Raw genomic sequence first — 22,059 nt, forward strand, 5'->3', positions numbered from 1 at the left:
CGGCTCACCCGGACAGCACCCACGAGGTGACCCGATGGTTGCTCCCACGACCCACCCGGTCCAGTTGATCCAGCCCGACGGGCGACGCGTCCACAATCCCGACTACAGCAGGCTGGTCGCCGATATCGGACCTACCCGACTCCGCGATCTCTACCGCGACCTGGTCGTCGTCCGCCGTCTCGACAACGAGGCGATCGCGCTGCAGCGCCAGGGCGAACTCGGCCTCTGGGCGCCGATGACCGGCCAGGAGGCCGCACAGGTCGGCTCCGCCCGGGCACTCGAAGCCGACGACTACGTCTTCACCAGCTACCGCGAGCACGCCGTCGCGTGGTGTCGTGGCGTCGACCCCGCCGACATGACCACCCTCTGGCGCGGCTGTGCCCACTCGGGATGGGACCCGGCCACCGTCAACATGACCAACCCCGCCATCGTCGTCGGGGCGCAGGGCCTGCACGCGACCGGCTACGCCATGGGAGCAAAGCTCGACGGCGCCGACATCGCCACGATCGTGTATTTCGGTGACGGGGCGACGAGCCAGGGCGACCTGTCGGAAGCGCTCGGATTCGCGGTCGGCTGGGGCGCCGGTGTCGTCTTCTTCTGCCAGAACAACCACTGGGCGATCAGTGCCCCCACCCAACTGCAGAGCCCGGTGCCGCTCGCCCAGCGCGCCGCGGGCTTCGGAATGCCCACCGTACAGGTCGACGGCAACGACGTCCTCGCCGTTCTCGCGGTCACACGCCAGGCCGCCCGGCACGCCCGCGAAGGCTCCGGACCGTTCTTCGTCGAAGCGCTGACCTACCGGATGGGACCGCACACCACCTCGGACGATCCGAGCAGGTACCGCACACCCGCCGACCTCGAGGTATGGAAGGCGCGCGATCCGGTGGACCGCATGCGACGTCTCCTCGAACGCGAAAATCTCGCCGACCAGGCGTTCTTCGACGAGGTGGACACCGCCGCCCAGGACGCGGCGACGCGGTTGCGTCGCGGCACGCTCGACCTCCCCGACCCGGACCCGCTGACGATGTTCGACCACGTCTACGCCACCGACCATGCGCTGCTCGCCGACGAACGTGCCGGTTACGCCGACTATCTCGCGAGTTTCACCGGCACCGACGAGGAGGCACTGCGATGACCACCACGACGATGGCGCTCGGCGCGGCTCTCAACGCCGGTTTGCGCCGCGCGCTCGAACAGGACCGGAAAGTAATTCTGATGGGCGAGGACGTCGGCAGGCTCGGCGGCGTCTTCCGGGTCACCGACACCTTGCAGAAGGATTTCGGTGAAGGACGAGTGATGGACACTCCCCTGGCCGAATCCGGCATCGTGGGAACGGCATTCGGGATGGCTCTGCGCGGCTACCGCCCGGTGTGCGAAATCCAGTTCGACGGATTCGTCTACCCCGCGTTCGACCAGATCGTCTCGCAGGTGGCGAAAATCCGTTACCGCACCGCGGGAGCGGTCACCGCGCCACTGACCATCCGCATCCCCTACGGGGGCGGCATCGGCGCGGTCGAACACCATTCGGAGTCGCCCGAGGCATATTTCGCCCACACCGCCGGTCTCCGGGTGGTCAGTCCGGGCAGCCCGTCGGACGCGTACTGGATGATCCAGCAAGCTGTCGCGCTCGACGACCCCGTGGTCTTCCTCGAACCGAAACACCGGTACTGGGAACGCGGCGAGGTCGATGTGGACACCGGACCCGATCTTCCCCTCGACCGTGCGCGCATCCTCCGCACCGGAAGCGACGTCACCGTGGTCACTTTCGGTGCGATGGTGCCTCCCGCGCTGCAGGCCGCGGATATCGCTGCCGCCGAGGGCCGGTCGCTGGAGGTGATCGATCTGCGGTCGCTCTCGCCCATCGATTTCGACACCGTCGAGGAGTCGGTGCGCCGCACCGGACGCCTCGTGGTGCTGCAGGAAGCGCCCGTGTTCTGCGGGATCGGCGCCGAGATCGCGGCCCGGACCGCCGAGCGTTGCTTCTACCAACTCGAAGCGCCGGTCCTCCGCGTCGGCGGATTCGATATTCCGTATCCGCCCGCAAAGCTCGAATCCCATCACCGGCCGGATCCCGACCGCATTCTCGATGCGGTGGATCGCGCGCTCGCGGCATGACGAAGGGAGTGACGATGTCACAGTCCGTCGAGGAGTTCCGCCTGCCCGATCTCGGGGAGGGACTCACCGAGGCCGAGTGGGTGTCGTGGTCGGTGCAGATCGGCGACCGGCTCGAGCTCAATCAGGTGATCGGCGAGGTGGAGACGGCGAAAGCGACCGTCGAGTTGCCGTCGCCGTATGCCGGCACGGTCGCCGAACTCCTCGTCGCACCGGGTCAGACGATCCCGGTGGGCAGCCCGCTGTTGCGGATCGCCGTCGGCGCGGGGCCGTCGGACGGCGCACAACCCGCGGCGTCCCCCTCGTCCGAGTCAGCGCCCGCCGAAGCGCGTCCGGCGGTGCTGGTCGGCTACGGCCCGGGTGCCGCACCCGTCAGCCGCCGCGCGACACGGACCAACCCGGCCGGGAACTCGTCGAGCACCACCGGCGCGCCCGCGCACCGCCCGGACGCGAAACCGGGCGCGCGCCGGGAAGCGGCCCTGCTCGGGGTGGATCTCGCGGAGGTCGGAGGCACGGGCGCGGGAGGCGTCATCACTCGGAACGATGTCAAGCGCGCGGCGGGGAACGATGCCGGGGACACCGATACGGACACACCGCGACCCGCGTCGACCACCAGTCGGGTGCCGATCCGCGGTGTCCGCAAGCGCACCGCCGACGCCGTAACCCGCAGCGCGTTCACCGCACCGCACGCGACGGTGTTCCTCACCTGCGATGTGACGGCCACGGTCGATCTCGTCACGCGATTACGCGGCGAACCGGCGTTCGACGGCCGTCACCTCACCGCGCTGACCATCGTCGCCCGGGCATTGATGCGCGCGGTCACCGAGGAGCCGTCGCTCAACTCACGCTGGGACGACGACGCCCAGGAAATCGTCGTCCACCACGACATCCATCTCGGGATCGCCGCCGCCACACCGGACGGGCTGAAGGTTCCGGTCGTGCGCGACGCCCGGCACCTGCCGCTCCCGGACCTCGCGGATGCGATCGCCGAGGCCGCCGATCGCGCGCGGACCGGCCGGGCGACGCCGGCCGAGCTGACCGGTTCCACGGTGTCCGTCACGAATATCGGTGTCTTCGGCATCGAGGCGGGCACGCCGATCCTCAACCCGGGGGAAGCGGCGATCCTCGCGGTCGGCGCCATCGCCGATCGTCCGTGGGTGCTCGACGGCGCACTCGAGGTCCGCAAGGTCGCGAGCCTGTCGCTCTCGTTCGACCACCGCCTCGTCGACGGTGAGCAGGCCGGCCGCGCGCTTGCCGCAATCGGCCGCTTCCTCGGAGACCCCGTGCCCGCGCTCCTCGGCGGCGCGTAACGAGCGCGCGCCCGGCTTCGGGAGCGGAAATCGGTACCGTGCCCGCGTGACCGATTCTGTGCGGAAGAACGCCCGGCTCGCCCGCGCGCGCGTCGCGGTGTTCACGGTGTTCGGCGTGAACGGGTTCCTGCTCGCCATGTGGGTGGTGCACATCCCGGTGATCCTGGAGCGGGTCGGGACGGGGTACGCGACGCTCGGATCGCTGTTGCTGCTGCTCGCGGCAGGTGCGCTGTGCGGAATGCAGGTGACGGGACGGCTCGCCGACCGGTTCGGCAGTCACCGCACGACGATAGTGTCGGCGCTGGCCCTGGCGGTCGTGGCCGTCGGGCCGGGACTCGCGACCGCGCCGTGGCAACTCGGCCTGGCCCTCGCGATCTTCGGGCTGGCGAACGGCGCACTCGACGTCTCGATGAACTCGCAGGCCGTGGTGCTCGAGCAACGGTACGAACGGCCGATCATGTCGGCATTTCACGGAGTGTTCTCCGCCGGTGGCATCGCCGGGTCGCTGGTCGGTGCGGCCACCCTCGCGCTGGGAGTGAGTCCTCCCGTCACCCTTGCGGCCGCGGGAGGACTGGCGGTGTGCCTGATCGCATGGGCCGGGCGGCACCTCGTGCGCACCACGCCTGTTCCCCACAGGTCGTCTTCCGGGCGTCGCGGCGGTTATTCCCGGCGGGTCGTGCTGCTCGGTGGTGTCGCGTTCGCGCTGATGCTCTGTGAAGGGGTCGCCAACGACTGGAGTGCCCTCCAGGTCCAGGAGCGACTCGACAGTCCGGCGTCGGTGGCCGCGCTCGCGTTCGGGGCGTTCTCCGCGACGATGACGCTCGGCAGGTTCGTCGCCGACCGGGTGAGCGCACGTATCGGCAGCGCCGGCGTGATCCGGTACGGAACACTGATGGCGGCCGTCGGCATGGGCACCGTGATGGTGTCGCCGGTGCTCCCGCTGACGCTCGCCGGGTGGGCGCTCTTCGGTCTCGGATTGTCCGGCGCCGTCCCCCAGCTGTTCACCGCGGCAGGCAATCTCGAGTCCGGGTCGCCCGGTGCCGACATGTCCCGCGTCGTGGGTCTCGGCTATCTCGGCTTCCTTGCGGGACCGGCCTGTATCGGGTGGGTGTCCGAGGCGACGTCCCTCACCACGGCGATGGCGGTGCCGCTCGTCTGCGTGCTGGTCGCGGCGCTGCTCGCCCCGGTGCTCACGGCCCCGACGACACCGGCGCCCACGCGGTGATCCGCGTGGGCGCCGGGAGGAAGCGAGGGGTCAGAGAGCCTTCAGCTCTTCGGTGACCTCGGCGACCATCTTCTTTGCGTCGCCGAACAACATCGAGGTGTTGTCCGCCGTGAACAGCGGGTTGTCGATGCCCGCGTAGCCGGAACTCATCGAGCGCTTGAGCACGATGACGGACTTCGACTGATCCACGTTCAGGATCGGCATTCCGTAGATCGGGCTGGACGAGTCGTGGCGCGCGGCCGGGTTGGTGACGTCGTTCGCGCCGATGACTATGGTGACATCGGTGCGGTTGAATTCACCGTTGATGTCGTCCATCTCCTTGAGCGCGTCGTAGGACACCTCGGCTTCGGCGAGCAGGACGTTCATGTGACCCGGCATCCGTCCCGCGACGGGATGGATCGCGTACTTGACCTCGACACCGCGCGCTTCGAGCAGCGATGCCATCTCCTTGACCGCGTGCTGCGCCTGTGCAACCGCGAGGCCGTAACCGGGCACCACGATGACCTGGTTGGCGTAGGCCATCTGGATCGCCGCGTCGGACGAGGACGTCGCCTTCACGGTGCCGCCGGTTGCACCGACGATGCCGGCCGCTCCGCCGTCACCGCCGAACGACCCGAACACGATCGCGGGGATCGAGCGGTTCATGGCCTTGGCCATGAGGTTGGTGAGGATCGTGCCGGAGGCGCCGACGATCATGCCCGCGACGATCATCGCGGTGTTGTTCAGTGCGAGGCCCGCAGCCGCGGCGGACAGACCGGTCAGCGCGTTGAGCAGCGAGATGACGACCGGCATGTCGGCGCCGCCGATCGGCAGCACGACGAACAGACCCATCAGGCCGGCGACGACGAGCAATCCGAGGATCCAGATGCCCGCGGTGGGATCGTTGGCGGGATCGGCGTTGATTCCGATGTAGACGGCAATCGCCAGCGACGCCACGGCGAGAAGAACGTTGGCGATCTGGAACAGCTTCGCGCCTCCGACGAGCTTCTTCTCGACGTTCTTGTTCAGGAGTTCCTGAAGTTTGACGTACGCGACGATCGAGCCCCAGAAGGAGATCGAGCCGACGATCGCGGCGAAGAGCGAACCGATGACGATGTGAACGGTGGGCGACCCGTCGATCCGGGTGAAGCCGTCGGTGTCGAGGAACTCCGCCCAGGCGATGAGGGCGACGGTGCCGCCACCGACGCCGTTGAACATGGCGACCAACTGCGGCATCGCAGTCATCTTGGTACGCAACGCCGGCGGGACACCCAGCACGACACCGACGATCAGGCCGGCGGCGATGATGATCCAGTTGCCGGTGTCACGAATGTCGATGAGGGTGGCGACGACGGCGAGGAGCATGCCCACCGCGGCGATGTAGTTACCGCGCACCGCGGTCTTCGGGCCGGTCAGGCCCATCAGACCGTAGATGAACATGCCGAAGGCGATGATGTAGAGGATTGACACGAGGTAGCTCATCGGGCGTCGGCTCCCTTGGTCGCGGCAGCCTTGCCGGAGTCTTTCTTGGGCTTGAACATTGCGAGCATGCGGTCCGTCACGACGAAGCCGCCGACCACGTTGAGCGTGCCGAACACGAGCGCCACGAACAAGATGACCTTGATGCTCCACGGCGCGTCGGCCGGGAGGTGACCGAGCACCACGAGGGCGCCGAGCACGACGATGCCGTGAATGGCGTTGGTGCCGGACATCAATGGGGTGTGCAGGGTGTTCGGGACTTTGGAAATCACTGCGAAACCGACGAACCCGGACAGAACCAGGATCGCGATGTTCGCCAACAGTTCGTTGTACATCTAGGGGGTCTCCTTCGAGCGGGTCACGCACGCCTCGGCGAGAATCTCGTCCGAGAAGTCCGGGGCCGGCGTGCCGTTCTCGTCGAGCATGAGCTCGAGCAAGGCCGCAACGTTCTTCGAATACAGCTCTGACGCGTGCTCCGGCATCGTCGCGGGAAGATTCAGCGGCGAGCAGATGGTCACTCCGTGCTTGACGACGGTTCGACCCGGTTCGGTGAGTTCACAGTTGCCGCCGGTTTCGCCGGCGAGGTCGACGATGACCGAGCCCGGCCGCATTCCCTCCACGGCCGCGGCGGTCACCAGACGCGGAGCGGGCCGGCCGGGCACCAGTGCGGTGGTGATGACGACGTCGAAGCCCTTGATGGCATCCTCGAGCGCCTGCTGCTGCTGAGCGCGCTCGTCGTCGCTGAGTTCACGGGCATATCCGCCTTCACCCGCGGCGTCGATGCCGAGGTCGAGCCACTGGGAACCGACCGAGCGCACCTGATCTGCGACCTCGGGGCGGACGTCGTAGCCGGTGGTGCGGCCGCCGAGCCGTTTGGCGGTCGCGAGTGCCTGCAGGCCGGCGACACCCACGCCGAGCACCAGTACCGTGGCGGGCTTGACGGTGCCGGCTGCGGTGGTGAGCATCGGGAAGAACCGCGTGGATTCGTTCGCGGCGACCAGGACGGCTTTGTAGCCGGCGACGTTGGCCTGGGACGACAGTGCGTCCATGACCTGGGCGCGGGAGATGCGCGGGATGGCCTCGACGGCGTACGCCTCGACACCGGCAGCAGCGAGCGCACCGATCTGGTTGTCGGCGTTGCGCGGCGCGAGGAAACCGATCAGCCGGCGTCCCGAGCCGAGCCGGGCGATCTCCGCGTCGGTGGGCGGTGCGACCTTGACGACCACGTCGGACGACCAGGCGTCGCCGATCTGAGCGCCCGCTTCCTTGTAGGCGGCATCGGGTATGAGCGCGCCGAGGCCTGCGCCGGCTTCGACGATCACGTCGAGGCCCTTGGCGATCAGCGACGGCACGATCTTCGGAACAAGCGCGACACGCCGCTCACCGTCGTGGGTTTCACGAACCACGCCGACGGTCGGACGGCGGTGCGCTCCGCTCCCCGTATTCGATCCTTCGGTACTCAATTTCTCTGACTCCTGCGTCGATGAAGTGCGCGGCGCCGCGATCGGCGGCGAGATGTGCGTGCGATCGGGCCATGTGACGGCCTGCACTCGTGGTGACTCTATGCAGGCCTACCGGGACGGCACCCGACCTGCAACTTGCACGAATCGTCTGAATCGAGTCCGAACAGCAAGATGATGCAAGAATGTGACACACCTCACTTCACAAGCTTGCTGCAAATTCTGTGAGTGCACGACGCGGAAAGGAAACGCCATGCCACACCGCACGGTCACCGTCGAACGGGTCTACGACCACCCCGCCGACGACGAGCCGTTCCGGGTTCTCGTGGACCGTCTCTGGCCGCGGGGCCTCCGACGGGACGCCTTCCACTACGACGAATGGGCCCAGAACCTCGCTCCCTCGACAGATCTTCGCAAGTGGTATTCCCACGACACCTCTCTTTTCACGGAGTTCCGCGACCGCTATCGCGCGGAGTTGGCATCTCCGGCGTCCGGCGACGCCATCGCGCGTCTCGACGAGCAGGCGGACGGGCGGGCGCTCGTGCTGCTCACCGCCACACGCGACGTCGAGCACAGCGGCGCGCGGGTACTCGCCGACTATCTGAGAGAGCACTGACGGTAGAAAGAGCGCTGACAGGAAAGAGACGCCTGCAATGAACAGTGCACCGAGGGAGTGGGACGACGGGGGCGAGCCGGCCTGCCTGCTGCACCGCGTCTGCCCCGACTGCGGCCTTGTGCTCGACGACCCCGCGTCGCCGTGCTCCCGCTGCGGCCGCGCCGCCGCCGATCCCGGCAGTGCCGGGAATCCGTCCGGAGAACCGGCCACTCTTTTACCCTGACTCCATGAATGTTCCCGCCGCGGTCCTCGACCTCACCCGCGGCGCGCGCCGCGTAGCGGTGCTCACGGGCGCCGGAATGTCCGCCGAGAGCGGCGTGCCCACCTTCCGTGACGCGCAGACGGGTTTGTGGGAGAACTTCGACGCTGCCGCCCTCGCGACCCCCGAGGCCTGGAACGCAGATCGGGACGCGGTGTGGGCGTGGTACCAGTGGCGGGTTGCGCTCGTACGCCGCGTCGCTCCCAACGCCGGGCATCACGCGCTCGCCGAATGGGGACGCACCGCAAAGGTCGCGATCGTGACCCAGAACGTCGACGACCTGCACGAGCGCGCCGGCAGCACCGTTCTCGCACACCTCCACGGCAGCCTCTTCGAACCCCGGTGCAGTGACTGCGAGCGCCCTATGGACCTGCCCGCACCGCCCGGCGAACCGGTCGAGCGCATCACGCCCCCGACGTGCGACACGTGCGGAGGAGCCGGGCGCCCTGGGGTCGTCTGGTTCGGCGAGATGCTGCCCCGGCAACCCTGGGACGCGGCAGTCGCAGCCCTCCGCGTCGCCGATGTGCTGCTCGTCGTCGGCACCTCGGGGATCGTGTACCCGGCTGCGGAGTTGCCCGAGTTGGCGACTCGCCACGGTGTCCCGGTCGTGGAGATCAACCCCCAGGACACCGAGTTGTCCTCTCGGGTCGAGGCGGTGTGGCGGACCACCGCAGCAAAGGGGCTTCCAGGTCTGGTGGCGGCAGCGGGGACGTTAGAGTGACGCGATGAGTTCCTGTGTGTTCTGCGACATAGTGGCCGGTTCCGCACCGGCCGCGCGGGTCTATGAGGACGACGACGTGGTCGCGTTCCTCGACGCCCGCCCGGTCGCGCGGGGACACCTGCTCGTCGTGCCGCGTGAGCACGTCTCCCGGCTCGAGCACCTCGACCCCGAACTCGGTGCGTCGATGTTCCGCGCCGGACATCGTCTCGCGCGTGCACTCAGCCGCTCGGATCTCACCACCGACGGCACCAACCTGGTACTCAACGACGGCCGGGCTGCGTTCCAGGCCGTTTTCCATACGCACCTGCACGTACTTCCCCGCAAGAAGGGTGACCGTATTCGACTCGGCGTCGGCCTGGTCCGCCGGCGAGCCCAGAATCCGGACGTCACCGCGGCGGCAATTCGCGCAGGACTCGACCGTCTCGCCTCCGAGGAGAACTCATGACGTCACCACCGGGCAGCACCGCAGTCGACTTTCCCGTCGACACCATCCGGCCTCTCCTGCTCGAGGAGTTCGCGGTGATCGACTCGCTCCTTGCCGCTCTGGACAGCGACGGATGGTTCACGCCGACAAATCTTCCGGGCTGGACGGTCAAGGACATCGTCGCTCACCTGATCGGCACCGAGTCGATGCTGGCCGGGATCGAGGCGCCACACGTGAACATCGACGTGCACACGCTCGCCCACGTGCGCAACGAGATCGGTGCTTTCAACGAACACTGGGTCGAGTCGCTGCGTGGAACGCCCGGTTCCGAGGTGCTCGCGCAGTATCGGCGGATAGTCGCGCATCGCACCGAGCAACTGTCGGCGATGACGCAGGCGGATTTCGAGGCGCCCGCGGACACGCCGGTGGGCCGGGCGACCTACGGACGCTTCATGCGCATCCGCATCTTCGATTGCTGGCTCCACGAACTCGACATCCGGGATGCGATCGGCGCGCCCGGCGACGAAGGTGGCCCGCGCGGCGAACTGGGTTCCGCCGAAATCTTCGGCGCGGTGCCGTTCGTGTTCGGCAAACTCGGTAAGGCACCCGATGGAGCGCGCATCACCCTCGAACTGAGCGGCCCACTCGCCCGCACCGTCCACGTGGAGGTGGACGGGCGCGCCGCAGTGGTACCCGAACTGTCCGGCCCCGCCACGACGACGATCGCGATGGACTCGAGTCTGTTCGTGCGACTGGCGGGTGGGCGGGTGCGCGCAGTCGACCGACTCGACGAAATCACGCTCGGCGGCGATACCGCCGTCGGGCGCCGCCTCGTCGAGAACCTCGCCTTCACCATCTGATCCCCGTGCGACTGTTCCTCTCGTCGTACCGGCTCGGGTCCGACCCGTCGAAGTTCCTGCGCGTCGTCGGCCCTCCGGGCCGCATCGCCGTGATCGCCAACGCGGCCGACGCGTGGCCGCCGGCCGCCCGCCGCTCCTCGGTCACGAGCGAGATGGAACCGCTTCGCTCCCGGGGATTCGTGCCCGAGGAGATCGATCTGCGCGATCACCTCGACGACCCCGACTCCCTGCGCACCCGGCTGCGCGAGTTCGCGTCGGTGTGGGTGCGCGGAGGGAACACGTTCGTGTTGCGCGCACAGTTCGCGCGGAGCGGCGCAGACGCGGTGCTCACCGATCTCGTCGGCAGCAACGAATTGGCGTACGCCGGCTACAGCGCCGGTGCCTGTGTGGTGACTCCGTCGCTGCGGGGGATCGAGTTCTCCGACGATCCGGAGGAGGTGCGCACCACGTGCGGAACGGAGGTCGTCTGGGATGGTCTGGGATGGATCGATCACGCCATCGTTCCGCACGCCGGCGCGTCCGCACTGGCCGACGACGGCATCGAGAAAAGCCTGCGATACATGCGCGACAACGCAATTCCCTTCGTCGCATTGACGGACGACGACGCGCTCGTCGTGGAAACCGACCCGCGGTGACTCCGGCGGTACGGTGAGAACATGACACAGCACACCGAGTCCGGCAGCACCGACACCCGTGTCGAGCATCTGCCCGAGCAGTCCCGCTTCGCGCTGTACCTGGGCGACTCCCTCGCCGCGTACGCCGACTATTCGCAGCGTGGCGACCTGCGCGACTTCGACCACACCGTCACCGACCCGAACTTCCGGGGCCGGGGGCTCGCCGCAGACATCGTGCGGTTCGCCCTCGACGAGACCCGCAAGGAAGGTCTGAAGATCGGGACGTCGTGCTCGTACGTCGAGAAGTTCGTCGCGGAGCACCCCGAATATCGCAACTGACCGTCCGGGCGCCGCACCCGGACGGTCCGGTGGTCAGTTGAAGCCCATCACCTGACTGCCCCATGCCTGCCGCAACGCACCGTCCGGGTCGGCGACGACGGAGTCCTGCGCGTCGAGCAGCAGCGTCAGCCTGTGCTCCGGCTCGTAGGGCGGCCAGTGCGCGGATCCGTCCAGCGCCGCCGGCACACCGTGGTGTGCGAACGCCAGCCACCGCCGCCGGATACGTCCCGCCACCTCCGACGCCGCCTTCCTGCCGCCCAACCAGAACGTGGGGTCCCGCCCGAGCGTTCCGAAATTACCGAACACATAAGGCAATTCGGTGGCATGGCCCGCACCGATCCGCGCTGCGCGCAGGATCGGAGTTGCGTGGTCGAAGCGATACACCCATGTCGGAGAGTGCACGCTGTGCGCCTCGGCAACCCAGACCACCGGCATCCGGAAGCCCGCGTCACCCGAGAGTGCGAGCGCACCACTGGTTTTCGTGAGGTCCGGGTATGCCGCGATGATATCGGCGAGGCGGTCCGGTTCGAGGTCGGGCCGGTCTTCGGCGAGCGCTTTGAACATTGCCTGGATTGCGGTGTCGTTCACCGGCATCAGAGGCGACTTCATGAATCTGAAGATCGACGGTTCGTCCTTGTTGGAGCCGATGATGAGCGGAATGCGGTGCGACAGACCCTTCTGGAACGCGGCGACCGGATACTTCGGCACCAGATCGCGGTCTACGACGGGCGTCATCGCCAATGTGCCGGGTACCTTCGTCGGCACTTCGCCGACGAGGATTTCCGACGCCTCGACGAGCGTGTCGGCAGGCATCGTGAGCAACTCTCCGACGCGGGATCGGGGTAGTTCGAGGATCTCGAGGAATCGCTCGGCCACCATGGCGGCGCGTTCGCGCCCGTAGACGGAGGTAGCGGGCGGCGATTGCGCAATGGCCTTGTGGAAGAGGCCTTCCGCGCGAGGAACCGTCATGAGGGTGGTGACGGAACCGCCTCCGGAGGATTCACCGAACAAGGTGACGTCGTCGGGATCTCCTCCGAATCCTGCGATACAGTCTCGCACCCATTCGAGCGCTGCGATCTGGTCGCGCAGTCCGACGTTGCTTTCGAAGGTGGTCTCCTCCGTGGAAAAGGACGACAGGTCGAGAAATCCCAGGGGCCCGAGCCGGTAGTTGAGGGTGACCACCACCACGTCGCCGGTCTCGCACAGCAGACGGCCGTCGTAGATCTTCTGTCCCGAATATCCCAGCACGTACGCGCCGCCGTGGATCCACACCATTACGGGCCGTGCTCTGCCGTCCGGTTCCGGCGCCCATACGTTGAGGGACAAGCAGTCCTCCCCCATCGTCATCCCCGGCTCGATGCGGATGGGGCTCTGGCGGCTCTGCGGAGCGATGGTCCCGTATCTGTCGCAGTCGAGCACGCCGTCCCACGGTGTGGGTGGCTCGCACGAGCGAAAACGCCGGGCGCCCCCGGTGGAAGCTGCGTACGGGATGCCTTTCCACGAGAACACCGAGCCGTCGCGATATCCGCGTACCTGCCCGTACTTGCAGTCGACGGTGAGCGTTGCAGTGTCCACGTGACCTCCCGATGACCCGACCATTCGCCAACGTACCAACCACGGCTACGCGGGCAGACCGACTCCGGTGAGACCGGCCGGAACGGGAGATCAGGAAGCGGACGCCTGGGGACAGGACTCGTGGTCGACGAGCCTGCAGACGAGTTCGTCGAGAGCGCGACGGAGTTCTCCGGTGTGCGTCTCGGACAGTTCGGGCAGGACGGTGGCCAGCGCGATCGGGACCAGCGATGCCGGGCCGAGCAGAACGCCCATGGCGGCATTCAGTGCCTCGACCTCACGGTGCAGTTCACGGTAGGTGACTTCCACCGAACCCCGGGTCAGCGCGATCCCGTCCGGCTCACAGCGGACGGCACCGGCGAGCATTCGGGGAAGTTCCGACATTGCGGGCCAACTGTTTTCGAGCTTCTGCACATCCCCGCCTTCGTCGAACGGTCGTTCTCGGTCCCCCTAACATACAGAGAGTTTGGTCCGAATTGAGCAGAATGGGTCTGCACGGGCAGGGGGCTTCGTACCGCCGGCCACTGGTGCTATGGTCGCGGAGACCGACACGGGGTGCTCCGCATTGCGGGGCTGAGATCACACCCGTCGAACCTGATCAGGTAATTCTGACGAAGGGATGTTTCGGCATGACCGTGCCTGCACACAGTTCCCCGGCCCCGGGCCGTTTCACCGACCTTCTCCGCGATCACACGCAGCCTCTCCGCGCCGCCATCGACAACCTGGAGTTCCTGCGTCGCCTGGGTGACGGCACCCTGCCACTCGATGCGTTCCGCACCTACATCGAGCAGGATGCGCTGTATCTCGCGGGTTACTCGAAGGCCCTCGCGCTGCTCTCCGCCAAGTCGCCGGACGCCGGCACCGGCGCGTTCTGGGCGACGAGTGCCGCCACCGCGGCCACCGAGGAATCCGTTCTCCACAACACCCTGCTCACCGGTGGCGTGCTGCCCCCGTCACCTGGGCCGATCGCACACTCCCCGGCGTGTCTGGGCTACGTGTCGTATCTGACCGCGACCGTCGCCACCGCGCCGTATCCGGTGGGGGCCGCCGCCGTGCTGCCCTGCTTCTGGATCTATGCGGAAGTAGCCCGCGACCTCGCGGTTCACGCGGCGGACGTCCTCTCCGCGAATCCCGCACACCCGTACGCGCAGTGGGTGGCCGCATACGACGACGAGGCGTTCCGGGCATCGGCCACAACGGCCCGCGAACTCGTCGACGCCGCAGGCGCAGCCGCCACGGACCGCGACCGCGAGGCGATGGTCGAGGCGTTCACGATCGCCACCCGGTACGAACTCATGTTCTGGGCCGACGCCCTCGACACCCGTCCCTGGCCCGCTTCGTGAGGCTCGGCCACCGCATCGGGGCCCTGCTCGTCGCTCTCAGCGCGCTGGCCACCGTGCCCGCGTGCGCGAACGATCCCGGCGCGGACGGCACCATCCGGTTCGCCCTCGACTGGACTCCGAACACCAACCACACCGGGCTCTACGTGGCCATTCGGGAAGGACTGTTCGACGAGGCCGGACTCGACGTCGAAATCCTGCCGTACAGCAACACCACGCCGGATCTGCTGGTCGACGCCGGGGCCGCCGAGTTCGGAATCTCGACGCACTCGCAGGCGACGTTCTCCCGCGCCGCGGGGTCGGACACCGTCACCGTCCTCGCCCCGCTGCAACACCGCGCGACCGCGATCGGCGTGCGGGCGGACCGGGCCGACCTGCAGTCCCCCCGGGATCTCGACGGTCTCACCTATGCCGGGTTCGGCGATCCCGGTGACGACGAAACGTTGAGTCAGGTCATCCGCAACGACGGTGGCACAGGCGAATTCACTTCGGTCGTGCTGGGCACCTCGGCGTACGAAGCGGTGTATTCCGGTACCGCCGACTTCACCGTGTCCTACGTCGCGTGGGAAGGCCTCGAGGCACAACACCGCGGACTGCCGATGCGGTACTTCGCGCACAGCGACTACGGGTTCCCCGACGCCTACTCGATCGTGGTCGACGGCAACGAGACCTGGATGGCGGAACGTCCCGACAATGCCCGGGCGTTCATCCAGGCCCTGCAGCGGGGGTACCGGATAGCCGCGGACGATCCACAGCGCGGAGCGCAGCACCTCATCGACGCCAATCCCGGCATGTTCACCGACGAATCGCTCGTTCTCGAGAGCCAGCAGATGTTGTCGGCGGACTACATGCGTGACGACAGCGGGCAGGTCGGCACACTCGATCTCGAACGATGGTCGGGGTACTCCCGGTTCCTGTTCGAGGCCGGCCTCCTTGCCGGAGCCGACGGCGCGACGCTCACCGAGGAACCCGACTGGTCGACCTACTTCACCGATGCCCACCTCGCTCGCTGAAAAGGCTTCGCGGAGCGGCATACCCGGGCGTCTGCACACCCTGCTCCCCGCCGCGACTGTCGCCGTGCTGGTGATCGCAGCGTGGGAGTGGTACGTACGGACGACCGGTATCCGGCCACAGGTTCTGCCCCCTCCCAGCCGGGTTCTCACGCAGGGATGGGCGCATCGCGCCGACCTCGCCGGCCACGCCGCGGCGACCCTGCAGGTCACCCTCGCCGGGTTCGCCGTGTCGTTGGTGGTCTCGTGGATACTCGCGATCGCGGTGGATTTCTCCGGCTGGTTGCGGCGCGCTTTCGTACCCCTGTTCGTGGTGTCGCAGACCCTCCCGATCATCGCGATCGCACCGTTGATGATCATCTGGTTCGGATTCGGTCTGCTGCCCAAAATTCTGGTCATCGCACTGGCCACGTTCTTCCCGATGACGATCGGTTTGATCGAGGGGTTCGCGGCAGCCGACCGGGAGGCCGGTGCGCTGATGCGAAGCATGGGCGCCAGTCGCCGGCAGGAGTTCAGGTACGTGCGACTGCCCTCGGCGCTGCCCCGTTTCTTCACGTCGTTGCGTATCGGAATCACCTATGCGGTGGTCGGCGCAGTCTTTGCCGAATACGTCGGTGCCACTTCCGGACTCGGTATCTATATGGCGACACAGAAGAACTCCTTCCGCACCGACCTGGTGCTCGCGGCGGTCGCCGTGACCGCGGCCGTCTCTCTTCTCCTGTATCTGCTCACGTACGCCGCGGAGCGACTCGTCGCGCCGTGGGCATCGACGACGGAGACCCGGCCGTGAACGCGGTGTCCGTGACCGGTCTACGCCGGTCGTTCGGCGGCAACACCGTCCTCGACGGCATCGACTTCGAGGTGGCGGCCGGAGAGTTCGTCTCCGTCATCGGGCCCAGCGGGTCGGGCAAATCCACGCTGTTCGGTGTGATCGCCGGACTCGACACGCCCGACGCCGGCTCCGTCACCATCGGCGGAGCCCGCGCAGCGCCCGGCCGGGCGGCGCTGATGCCGCAGAAGGATCTGCTGTTTCCATGGCGCAGCGTCCTCGACAACTGCACCCTCGGGCTCGAGGTCCAGGGCATGCCTCGACGCCAGGCCCGCGAGCGGGCCCGCTCGTTGCTTCCCGCCTTCGGACTCTCCGGATTCGAACACGCTCGGCCGGCTCAACTGTCGGGCGGGATGCGGCAACGCGCGGCACTCGCCCGCACCGTCCTGCAGGGGCGCGATGTGCTGCTGCTCGACGAACCGTTCGGCGCTCTCGACTCGCTCACCCGCACCGACATGCAGTTGTGGCTACAGGACGTCCGGAAGCGTGACCGATGGACGGTGCTGATGATCACCCACGATGTCCGTGAGGCGATCCTGCTCTCGGACCGCGTCCTCGTTCTCTCGGCTCGGCCGGCCACGATCCGTCATCAGGTCCGGGTCCCGCTGCCCCGGCCCCGGTCTCTGCAGACCCTCACCGACCCGGCCTTCGTCGGCATCGAACGCGAACTGGTGTCGATGCTGCACGAAGGTCGGTGAAGCACGGCCGGAACGGGTCTCACACCACTCCGAACGCTTCCTCGAGATCGGTGAGCGACTGCTCGATATGCCCGAGGAGCCGCTGCAAACTCGGAAGAGTGCGGCGGCATCCGACGATCCCGACGTCGAGCGAGCCGTCGGTGTTGGTGACCGTGATGTTCAAGGCCTGCCCGTCGAGCACCACGGAGGTCGGGTACACCCCGTCCAGCCGTGCTCCCTTCCAGTACAACGGTTCTCGCGGACCGGGGACATTGGAGATGATGAGGTTGAACGGTGGCGGAGTGAACCGCACGACGCCGGGTACGGGTGCCAGACCGAGCGGAGCGATATTGGCCGCCGACCAGACCAGAGCCTCGACCGGCGTCAGCCCGTGGAACAGTGCCTTCCCCTCGCTCATCGAGGCACGAATCACCCGAAGCCGCTCGACCGGGTCGGGGGAATCGGTTCCGAGGTTGCACAACGTCACCCCCACCGAGTTCCCGCCGGCATCGATCCTGTCGGCAGTGCGCAACGAGACCGGCACCATCGCCACGAGGGGATCCTCGGGCAGTGCGTCGAGTTCGAGCAGGAACGCGCGGAGGGCACCCGAACACACGGCCAGCACGACGTCGTTGACGGTCGCATCCGCAGCGTCGTGCACCCGGACGATGCGGTCGAGCGGCCACGAGCGGAACGCGAACCGGCGCGCGCCGCCGATCGGAACGTTGAAGATCGACCGGGGGGCTTCGAACGGTAGCGCGACGCTGCGCTGTCCCACGACCGTGCTTGCCACCCGCCAGACGCCCGCCGCGGCATCGATCGCGTCACCGGCCAGTCCGCGCACCGCCCCGAGGAGGGCGGTCGGTGCGGACAGCAGACCGTTGCCCTGTTCGCCGGTCGCCGCGGTGGAGGGGCGCTCGTGGCGCGGCAGGTTCCACGGAACCCGCGTCTCGGACGAATCCGGATCGGGGTCGAGCGTGTGGTGCAGCAGCCGAAGGCCCGTCACACCGTCCATCAGCGAATGGTGCAGTTTCGTGTACACCGCGAACCGTCCACCTTCGACCCCCTCCACGAGGTACATCTCCCACAGCGGCCGATGGCGGTCGAGAAGGGTGCCGTGAAGCCGGGACACCAAGGCGAACAGGTCGGTGGACCGTGCCGACGCGGGGAGCGCCGAGTGCCGGACGTGGTACTCGAGATCCACTTCCTCGTCGACGGACCACCACAGGTAACCGAGGCTGGACACGGGATGCCCAGGGCGCTTGCGGAACGCCTCGTCGACCACCTCGGTCGCGAGGAACTGCGCATACAGGTCGGACACGTAGTCCGGACCCGCGCCCTCCGGCGGCGTGAATACTTCGAGCGACCCCACGTGCATCGGATGCTCTCTCGATTCTGCGAGCAAGAAGATCGAATCGGTCAACGGCATGATCCCCACGTGCTCCACCCCCTTCGCCAGTCCCACATGTAACACACGTCACACCGCATCGTACGTCGGGCGTACTCTGGAAAATCCGGGGTTCGCACGTTTCCGAACCGGACGCGCAGCCCCGGGCGCCGGCGACGGGTACCGCCGCACAGGTGCAGCGGTACGAGGAGGTGCCGGCGATGTGCAGTGCAGTACCGAAGGCCGCAGCAGTCCCGTCCCCCGACCGGCCACCGCTCGTCCGTGAGTTCGCCGGGGTGAGTCTGCAGTCCCGTGCGCTGTCGATGTCCGTTCGGCGCACCGTCCGGCCCTTCATCGAGGCATGGGCGTTCACGCCGTCGCTTCCGTGGCCCGCGCCGCTGGTCGACCGGGCTGCGTTCCCGGTCCGGCCCGTCCAGGGCACCCGTCGCCACCAAGTGCAATTGAGCGAGTGCCGCGCGGAATTCCTCTACACCGGCAACGCGGGCGACGAGCAGGCCGTTCTCTACCTCCACGGTGGCGCGTTCCTGTGCTGCGGTCTCGCGACCCATCGCAATCTCGTATCCCGGATCTCGGCGGCAACGCAGGCCCCGGTGTTGTCGGTGGGGTACCGGATGCTGCCCCGCCATCCGATCCGCCGGTCGGTCGAGGACGGGATCTCGGGTCTCCGGTGGTTGCTCTCCCGCGGATATCCCATCGACCGGATCGTCGTCGCGGGCGACTCCGCCGGTGGATTCCTCACCTTTGCCGTCGCACACGAGGCACTGCGCCTCGGGCTCGGCCGGGTGGCCGGCACCGTCGCGTTGTCACCGCTCACCGACCTCGACCCGTTCCCCAAACTCGACCACCCCAACTCGTACCGGTGCGCTCTGTTTCCGCGACGTGCGGTCCCCGTCCTTCTCACGCTCGTCCGACGCGCCGAGAGCCGCGGGGGCGAGGGCTACGAGCCTGTGGTGTCGCCGGTGGACCTCGACCTCACGGGTATGCCGCCCGCGCTCATCCAGACCGGCTCGGAAGAGATGGTCTACACCGACGCACGATTGATGGCCGAGCGCCTCGAAGCGGCCGGAGTGCCGACGGAAGTGCAGGTCTGGGAGAAGCAGGTCCACGTGTTCCAGGCTGCCGCCGGAGTGGTCCCCGAGGGGACTCGCGCAATCTCGGAGGTCGGGCGGTTCGTCCGCGCCCTGGGTTGACGTTCCTGTCGGGATCCGGAAGAGGGTGACGAGGCACCGGCGCCTCACGGGACAAGAGAAAAGTCAGTTCCAGTTGTCGATCTTGACGTCGCGGGGATCCGGAGTGCCCGTGCCGGTTTCGATCAACGACTTCAGGCTCATCAAGAAGAGTGCCCACTTGGTGCTGCAATGGTGCATGAATTCCACCGGTTCCTTCCAGCCCTGGTGACCGAACAGCACGATGGTGTAGTCGCCGACCTGCTCGAGGTTCCAGGACACGTGTGTGCCGATCCATTCCCCTGGTCCGTCGATCACCTCCCACAGCACCCGCGTGCCCGGATCGAGTTCGAGGACCTTCATGTCGAATCCTCCGGCCCCGAACCGGAATCGCAGCGTGCCGCCGACGTCGTCACCGTTGCCTCGGGTGTCGGTCGTCCACCAGTCGGCAATCCGCTCGGCGGTGGTCAAGGCCGCATAGACCTGCGCCACCGGCGCCTTGATCCCGACCCTGTGCAGGATGTCTACCATTTCGGGTACTTCCTTTCCGGTGTTGTTTCGTCTCCGTCACTTCACCGCGATGTACCGTTCCGGTCCGTCTCGCGCTCGAGAGCCTCGGCGACGCGCTTGATGCGCCGGAGCCTGGCATCCCACCCCGACCCCACCGAGGACATCTGCGCGACCGCGCGAGCAAGTTGCGCCTCGTCCACCCGGTACTTCCGCTCCCGCCCGGCGGGCGCGACATGCACCAAGCCGACACGGTCCAGCACACCGAGATGTTTTGCGACGGCCTGCCGTGTCACGGGGAGGTGTTCGCTGAGACCGGTTGCGGTGCCCTCGCCCTCCACCAGGAGCAGGTCGAGCAACCGCCGACGGGTCGGATCCCCTATCGCAGACCACAGATCGTCGTCGACCGACACGCTCATGGGGTTGCAGTCCCCCAGCCCATCTCGGTCCCGAACGGGGCGAGTTCGACGGTGACCGGTTTTCTGTCCATACGTACTCCATATGCAACTGGTGGTTGCACATCACGCTAGCCCTCCCCGCACCACAGTGCAACCATCGGTTGCGCGCAAATCGAACTGTCCGCCTCCTGTCCGCGCCGGTCCAGCCAGGAGCGGTACGGTCCGTGCGGTGTGCCGAGCGTGGTGTCGGTAAGGACGACTAGTGTTTTTTGGCACGGGTCGAAGCCCTGAGAAGGGACCAGAGCAAGGAAGGGGGCCGATCATGGCCGAGGCGCACAACCGGTTCGACCGCGACGTCGATCTGGCGTGGCGGGAATTCCGCGCGCAACTGGCCGACCACGTCGCCGCCATGCAGGACGGAGACGGCCTGGTACTCGAGCCTCTCGCCGAGGAGTCGGCCGGGCCCGCCGGACCGTGCGTGCAGTTCTACGCATGGGACGAAGACCAGGTGCGTTGCGAGGTGCCGTCCAACACCCACCTCGCGGACGACCGCAGGTTGCGCCCGGAGGACGAGGCATTGCTGCTCGAACTCGGGCTGCACGCGCCGTCGCGTGGCGCCGACGACCCGGAAGACGGTGGATCCCCCGCGTTCTGGATCGACCGGCCGCTGGCGTGGGCCGATCAGCTCGCCGAACTGTCCGTCCGTGCGCTGCGCGAGGTCTGGGGCGTACCGCATCCGCTGTTCCTGCGGTCCGAGACGTTCGGCGCGGGACGCACACCGGTGTTCGAGCCTCCAGGGCCACGGGCCGAGAGCCGCCCGGCGGTGCTTCCTCAGCTTGCCGTCGAACCCGTGAGCGAGGAACACATCCGCGAGCTGATCGAATCCACCGTGCACGACCGCATCGGCGAGTGTCCCGCCTGGGACGAGGACGGCGATCTGATTCTGAAGATCGACGGAGTGCTGGTGTTCGTCGGCGTCGGGCCGGGTTGTGCGACGGTCGATCTGTTCGCCCCGATCGTCCATTCCATCACCGGCCGTACCCGGGCCGCAGAAGTGGTGTCCGATCTCAATCGGCGCTGGCCCCACCAGAAATTCGTCCTCGTCGACGATCGTCTCGCGGTGGTGAACCATCTGCCCGCGTCACCGTTCGTACCCGCGCACCTGGTGTCGGCACTCGACGGGCTCGCGCAGTTCCTCGAAACCGTCGACAACGCGTTCGCGTCGCACGTCGGCGGCATGCCGTTGCGCGAACAGGAGCCCGACCACGAGTGTGTCCCCGAATCGTTCGAGGATCCGCCGTGGACGCCCGCGGGAGAAGAAGACCTTCCCCTGCCGCTGCTGGCGCTGCGCGACTTCCACCTCGACGGCAAGGTCGAAATTCCCACCAGGACGGTCGCCGCGATCGGCGATTGGGAGTCCGAGCACCTGCAGGCGTTCCTCGACATGAGCAACGAACAGCAGGTCGGCTGGGCGAGTGAGGCACTCGCGCGCGCTGAGTCCGGGAACGACGACGGCGTGGCCGAGGCGGACGCAAAGGCACACCAGTGGGAGCTGACCGGCCGCTCGCTCACCGCCGCACTCGAACTCCTCGAGCGACAAGGCGACGAGCCGAAGCAGCGCGCGCACCGCTCGAAGCCGCTCCCGCCCGACCAGCCCGCCTTGTTCGACAACCCCGACGAACCCACCCTGTTCGACGGTTTCGGCGACTGACCGTCGCGCAGCTACCGGGTCTGCGTCTGCGACCGGCCCGGCT

24 protein-coding genes and 1 riboswitch are annotated in these 22,059 nt (G+C 67.7%); of the genes, 16 read left to right on the forward strand and 8 right to left on the reverse strand.

Annotated elements, in window-relative coordinates; genetic code table 11:
• The first annotated feature begins 34 nt into the window (after window positions 1-34).
• The 4 genes from pdhA to ACFWU2_RS06155 are packed head-to-tail and all read left to right on the forward strand — an operon-like array spanning window position 35 to window position 4,647.
• On the forward strand, window positions 35-1,135 hold the full coding sequence (gene pdhA, locus ACFWU2_RS06140; protein ID WP_378602542.1) for a pyruvate dehydrogenase (acetyl-transferring) E1 component subunit alpha: 1,101 nt from the start codon (window positions 35-37) through the stop codon (window positions 1,133-1,135).
• On the forward strand, window positions 1,132-2,115 hold the full coding sequence (locus ACFWU2_RS06145; RefSeq protein ID WP_378602545.1) for an alpha-ketoacid dehydrogenase subunit beta: 984 nt from the start codon (window positions 1,132-1,134) through the stop codon (window positions 2,113-2,115). Before pdhA ends, ACFWU2_RS06145 begins: the two co-directional genes overlap by 4 nt.
• A 14-nt stretch (window positions 2,116-2,129) precedes the next feature.
• Window positions 2,130-3,422, forward strand: coding sequence for a dihydrolipoamide acetyltransferase family protein (locus tag ACFWU2_RS06150; RefSeq protein ID WP_378602547.1), 1,293 nt, complete (start codon window positions 2,130-2,132; stop codon window positions 3,420-3,422).
• Between the two features lie 46 nt (window positions 3,423-3,468).
• Window positions 3,469-4,647 (forward strand): MFS transporter, encoded by a 1,179-nt coding sequence (locus ACFWU2_RS06155; RefSeq protein ID WP_378602550.1) that lies wholly within the window; start codon window positions 3,469-3,471, stop codon window positions 4,645-4,647.
• 30 nt (window positions 4,648-4,677) lie between these two features.
• On the opposite strand, the gene ACFWU2_RS06160 is transcribed toward ACFWU2_RS06155, so the two are convergent.
• From ACFWU2_RS06160 to ACFWU2_RS06170, 3 genes are read right to left on the reverse strand one after another with little or no spacing between them, the layout of a single operon-like run.
• Window positions 4,678-6,108, reverse strand: coding sequence for an NAD(P)(+) transhydrogenase (Re/Si-specific) subunit beta (locus ACFWU2_RS06160; protein ID WP_378602553.1), 1,431 nt, complete (start codon window positions 6,106-6,108; stop codon window positions 4,678-4,680).
• Window positions 6,105-6,440, reverse strand: coding sequence for an NAD(P) transhydrogenase subunit alpha (locus ACFWU2_RS06165; RefSeq protein ID WP_169622460.1), 336 nt, complete (start codon window positions 6,438-6,440; stop codon window positions 6,105-6,107). The genes ACFWU2_RS06160 and ACFWU2_RS06165 overlap by 4 nt, the downstream gene beginning before the upstream one ends.
• Complete coding sequence (locus tag ACFWU2_RS06170) at window positions 6,441-7,568, reverse strand: Re/Si-specific NAD(P)(+) transhydrogenase subunit alpha (RefSeq protein ID WP_378602556.1); 1,128 nt, start codon at window positions 7,566-7,568, stop codon at window positions 6,441-6,443.
• Between the two features lie 250 nt (window positions 7,569-7,818).
• Here ACFWU2_RS06170 and ACFWU2_RS06175 point away from each other — a divergent pair, with 250 nt between their 5' ends.
• From ACFWU2_RS06175 to ACFWU2_RS06200, 6 genes are all read left to right on the forward strand, one after another.
• Window positions 7,819-8,181, forward strand: a complete 363-nt coding sequence (locus tag ACFWU2_RS06175) for a DUF488 domain-containing protein (protein ID WP_378602559.1) — start codon at window positions 7,819-7,821, stop codon at window positions 8,179-8,181.
• 227 nt (window positions 8,182-8,408) lie between these two features.
• Window positions 8,409-9,161, forward strand: coding sequence for an NAD-dependent deacetylase (locus tag ACFWU2_RS06180; RefSeq protein WP_378602562.1), 753 nt, complete (start codon window positions 8,409-8,411; stop codon window positions 9,159-9,161).
• Between the two features lie 4 nt (window positions 9,162-9,165).
• Window positions 9,166-9,606, forward strand: a complete 441-nt coding sequence (locus ACFWU2_RS06185; RefSeq protein ID WP_378602565.1) for an HIT family protein — start codon at window positions 9,166-9,168, stop codon at window positions 9,604-9,606.
• Complete coding sequence (locus ACFWU2_RS06190) at window positions 9,603-10,445, forward strand: maleylpyruvate isomerase family mycothiol-dependent enzyme (protein ID WP_378602568.1); 843 nt, start codon at window positions 9,603-9,605, stop codon at window positions 10,443-10,445. Before ACFWU2_RS06185 ends, ACFWU2_RS06190 begins: the two co-directional genes overlap by 4 nt.
• A gap of 5 nt (window positions 10,446-10,450) precedes the next feature.
• Window positions 10,451-11,080, forward strand: a complete 630-nt coding sequence (locus tag ACFWU2_RS06195; RefSeq protein ID WP_378602571.1) for a Type 1 glutamine amidotransferase-like domain-containing protein — start codon at window positions 10,451-10,453, stop codon at window positions 11,078-11,080.
• A 21-nt stretch (window positions 11,081-11,101) separates the two neighbouring features.
• A complete protein-coding gene (locus ACFWU2_RS06200; protein ID WP_378602574.1) occupies window positions 11,102-11,398 on the forward strand; it encodes a GNAT family N-acetyltransferase in 297 nt (98 codons plus the stop codon).
• A gap of 33 nt (window positions 11,399-11,431) precedes the next feature.
• Here ACFWU2_RS06200 and ACFWU2_RS06205 read toward each other — a convergent pair whose 3' ends face one another.
• Both ACFWU2_RS06205 and ACFWU2_RS06210 read right to left on the reverse strand, forming a co-directional pair.
• On the reverse strand, window positions 11,432-12,997 hold the full coding sequence (locus ACFWU2_RS06205) for a carboxylesterase/lipase family protein (RefSeq protein ID WP_378602577.1): 1,566 nt from the start codon (window positions 12,995-12,997) through the stop codon (window positions 11,432-11,434).
• 66 nt (window positions 12,998-13,063) lie between these two features.
• On the reverse strand, window positions 13,064-13,384 hold the full coding sequence (locus ACFWU2_RS06210) for a non-ribosomal peptide synthetase (protein WP_378602580.1): 321 nt from the start codon (window positions 13,382-13,384) through the stop codon (window positions 13,064-13,066).
• A 127-nt stretch (window positions 13,385-13,511) separates the two neighbouring features.
• Window positions 13,512-13,607: riboswitch (TPP riboswitch) on the forward strand.
• Between ACFWU2_RS06210 and ACFWU2_RS06215 the strand changes: the two genes are divergently transcribed.
• From ACFWU2_RS06215 to ACFWU2_RS06230, 4 genes are all read left to right on the forward strand, one after another.
• Window positions 13,600-14,313: a TenA family protein gene (locus ACFWU2_RS06215; RefSeq protein ID WP_378602582.1), complete on the forward strand. Its 714-nt coding sequence runs from the start codon at window positions 13,600-13,602 to the stop codon at window positions 14,311-14,313. It overlaps the preceding riboswitch by 8 nt.
• A gap of 44 nt (window positions 14,314-14,357) precedes the next feature.
• Window positions 14,358-15,323 (forward strand): ABC transporter substrate-binding protein, encoded by a 966-nt coding sequence (locus tag ACFWU2_RS06220; protein ID WP_378603739.1) that lies wholly within the window; start codon window positions 14,358-14,360, stop codon window positions 15,321-15,323.
• A complete protein-coding gene (locus tag ACFWU2_RS06225; protein ID WP_378602585.1) occupies window positions 15,304-16,110 on the forward strand; it encodes an ABC transporter permease in 807 nt (268 codons plus the stop codon). Before ACFWU2_RS06220 ends, ACFWU2_RS06225 begins: the two co-directional genes overlap by 20 nt.
• A complete protein-coding gene (locus ACFWU2_RS06230) occupies window positions 16,107-16,847 on the forward strand; it encodes an ABC transporter ATP-binding protein (protein ID WP_378602588.1) in 741 nt (246 codons plus the stop codon). Before ACFWU2_RS06225 ends, ACFWU2_RS06230 begins: the two co-directional genes overlap by 4 nt.
• A 19-nt stretch (window positions 16,848-16,866) precedes the next feature.
• Here the strand turns inward: ACFWU2_RS06230 and ACFWU2_RS06235 are convergent, their stop codons facing one another.
• Window positions 16,867-18,255, reverse strand: coding sequence for a wax ester/triacylglycerol synthase family O-acyltransferase (locus ACFWU2_RS06235; RefSeq protein WP_378602591.1), 1,389 nt, complete (start codon window positions 18,253-18,255; stop codon window positions 16,867-16,869).
• 179 nt (window positions 18,256-18,434) lie between these two features.
• Between ACFWU2_RS06235 and ACFWU2_RS06240 the strand changes: the two genes are divergently transcribed.
• Window positions 18,435-19,424: an alpha/beta hydrolase gene (locus tag ACFWU2_RS06240; RefSeq protein ID WP_378602594.1), complete on the forward strand. Its 990-nt coding sequence runs from the start codon at window positions 18,435-18,437 to the stop codon at window positions 19,422-19,424.
• Window positions 19,425-19,487: 63 nt separating this feature from the next.
• Here ACFWU2_RS06240 and ACFWU2_RS06245 read toward each other — a convergent pair whose 3' ends face one another.
• Window positions 19,488-19,931: an SRPBCC domain-containing protein gene (locus ACFWU2_RS06245; protein ID WP_378602597.1), complete on the reverse strand. Its 444-nt coding sequence runs from the start codon at window positions 19,929-19,931 to the stop codon at window positions 19,488-19,490.
• 41 nt (window positions 19,932-19,972) lie between these two features.
• A complete protein-coding gene (locus tag ACFWU2_RS06250) occupies window positions 19,973-20,326 on the reverse strand; it encodes an ArsR/SmtB family transcription factor (RefSeq protein WP_378602600.1) in 354 nt (117 codons plus the stop codon).
• A 301-nt stretch (window positions 20,327-20,627) separates the two neighbouring features.
• Between ACFWU2_RS06250 and ACFWU2_RS06255 the strand changes: the two genes are divergently transcribed.
• A complete protein-coding gene (locus tag ACFWU2_RS06255) occupies window positions 20,628-22,016 on the forward strand; it encodes a hypothetical protein (RefSeq protein WP_378602603.1) in 1,389 nt (462 codons plus the stop codon).
• The last annotated feature ends 43 nt before the right edge of the window (window positions 22,017-22,059 follow it).

The sequence above is a fragment of the Rhodococcus sp. NPDC058639 genome, assembly GCF_042717545.1.
In the GTDB taxonomy this organism is placed as follows: Bacteria; Actinomycetota; Actinomycetes; order Mycobacteriales; family Mycobacteriaceae; genus Rhodococcus.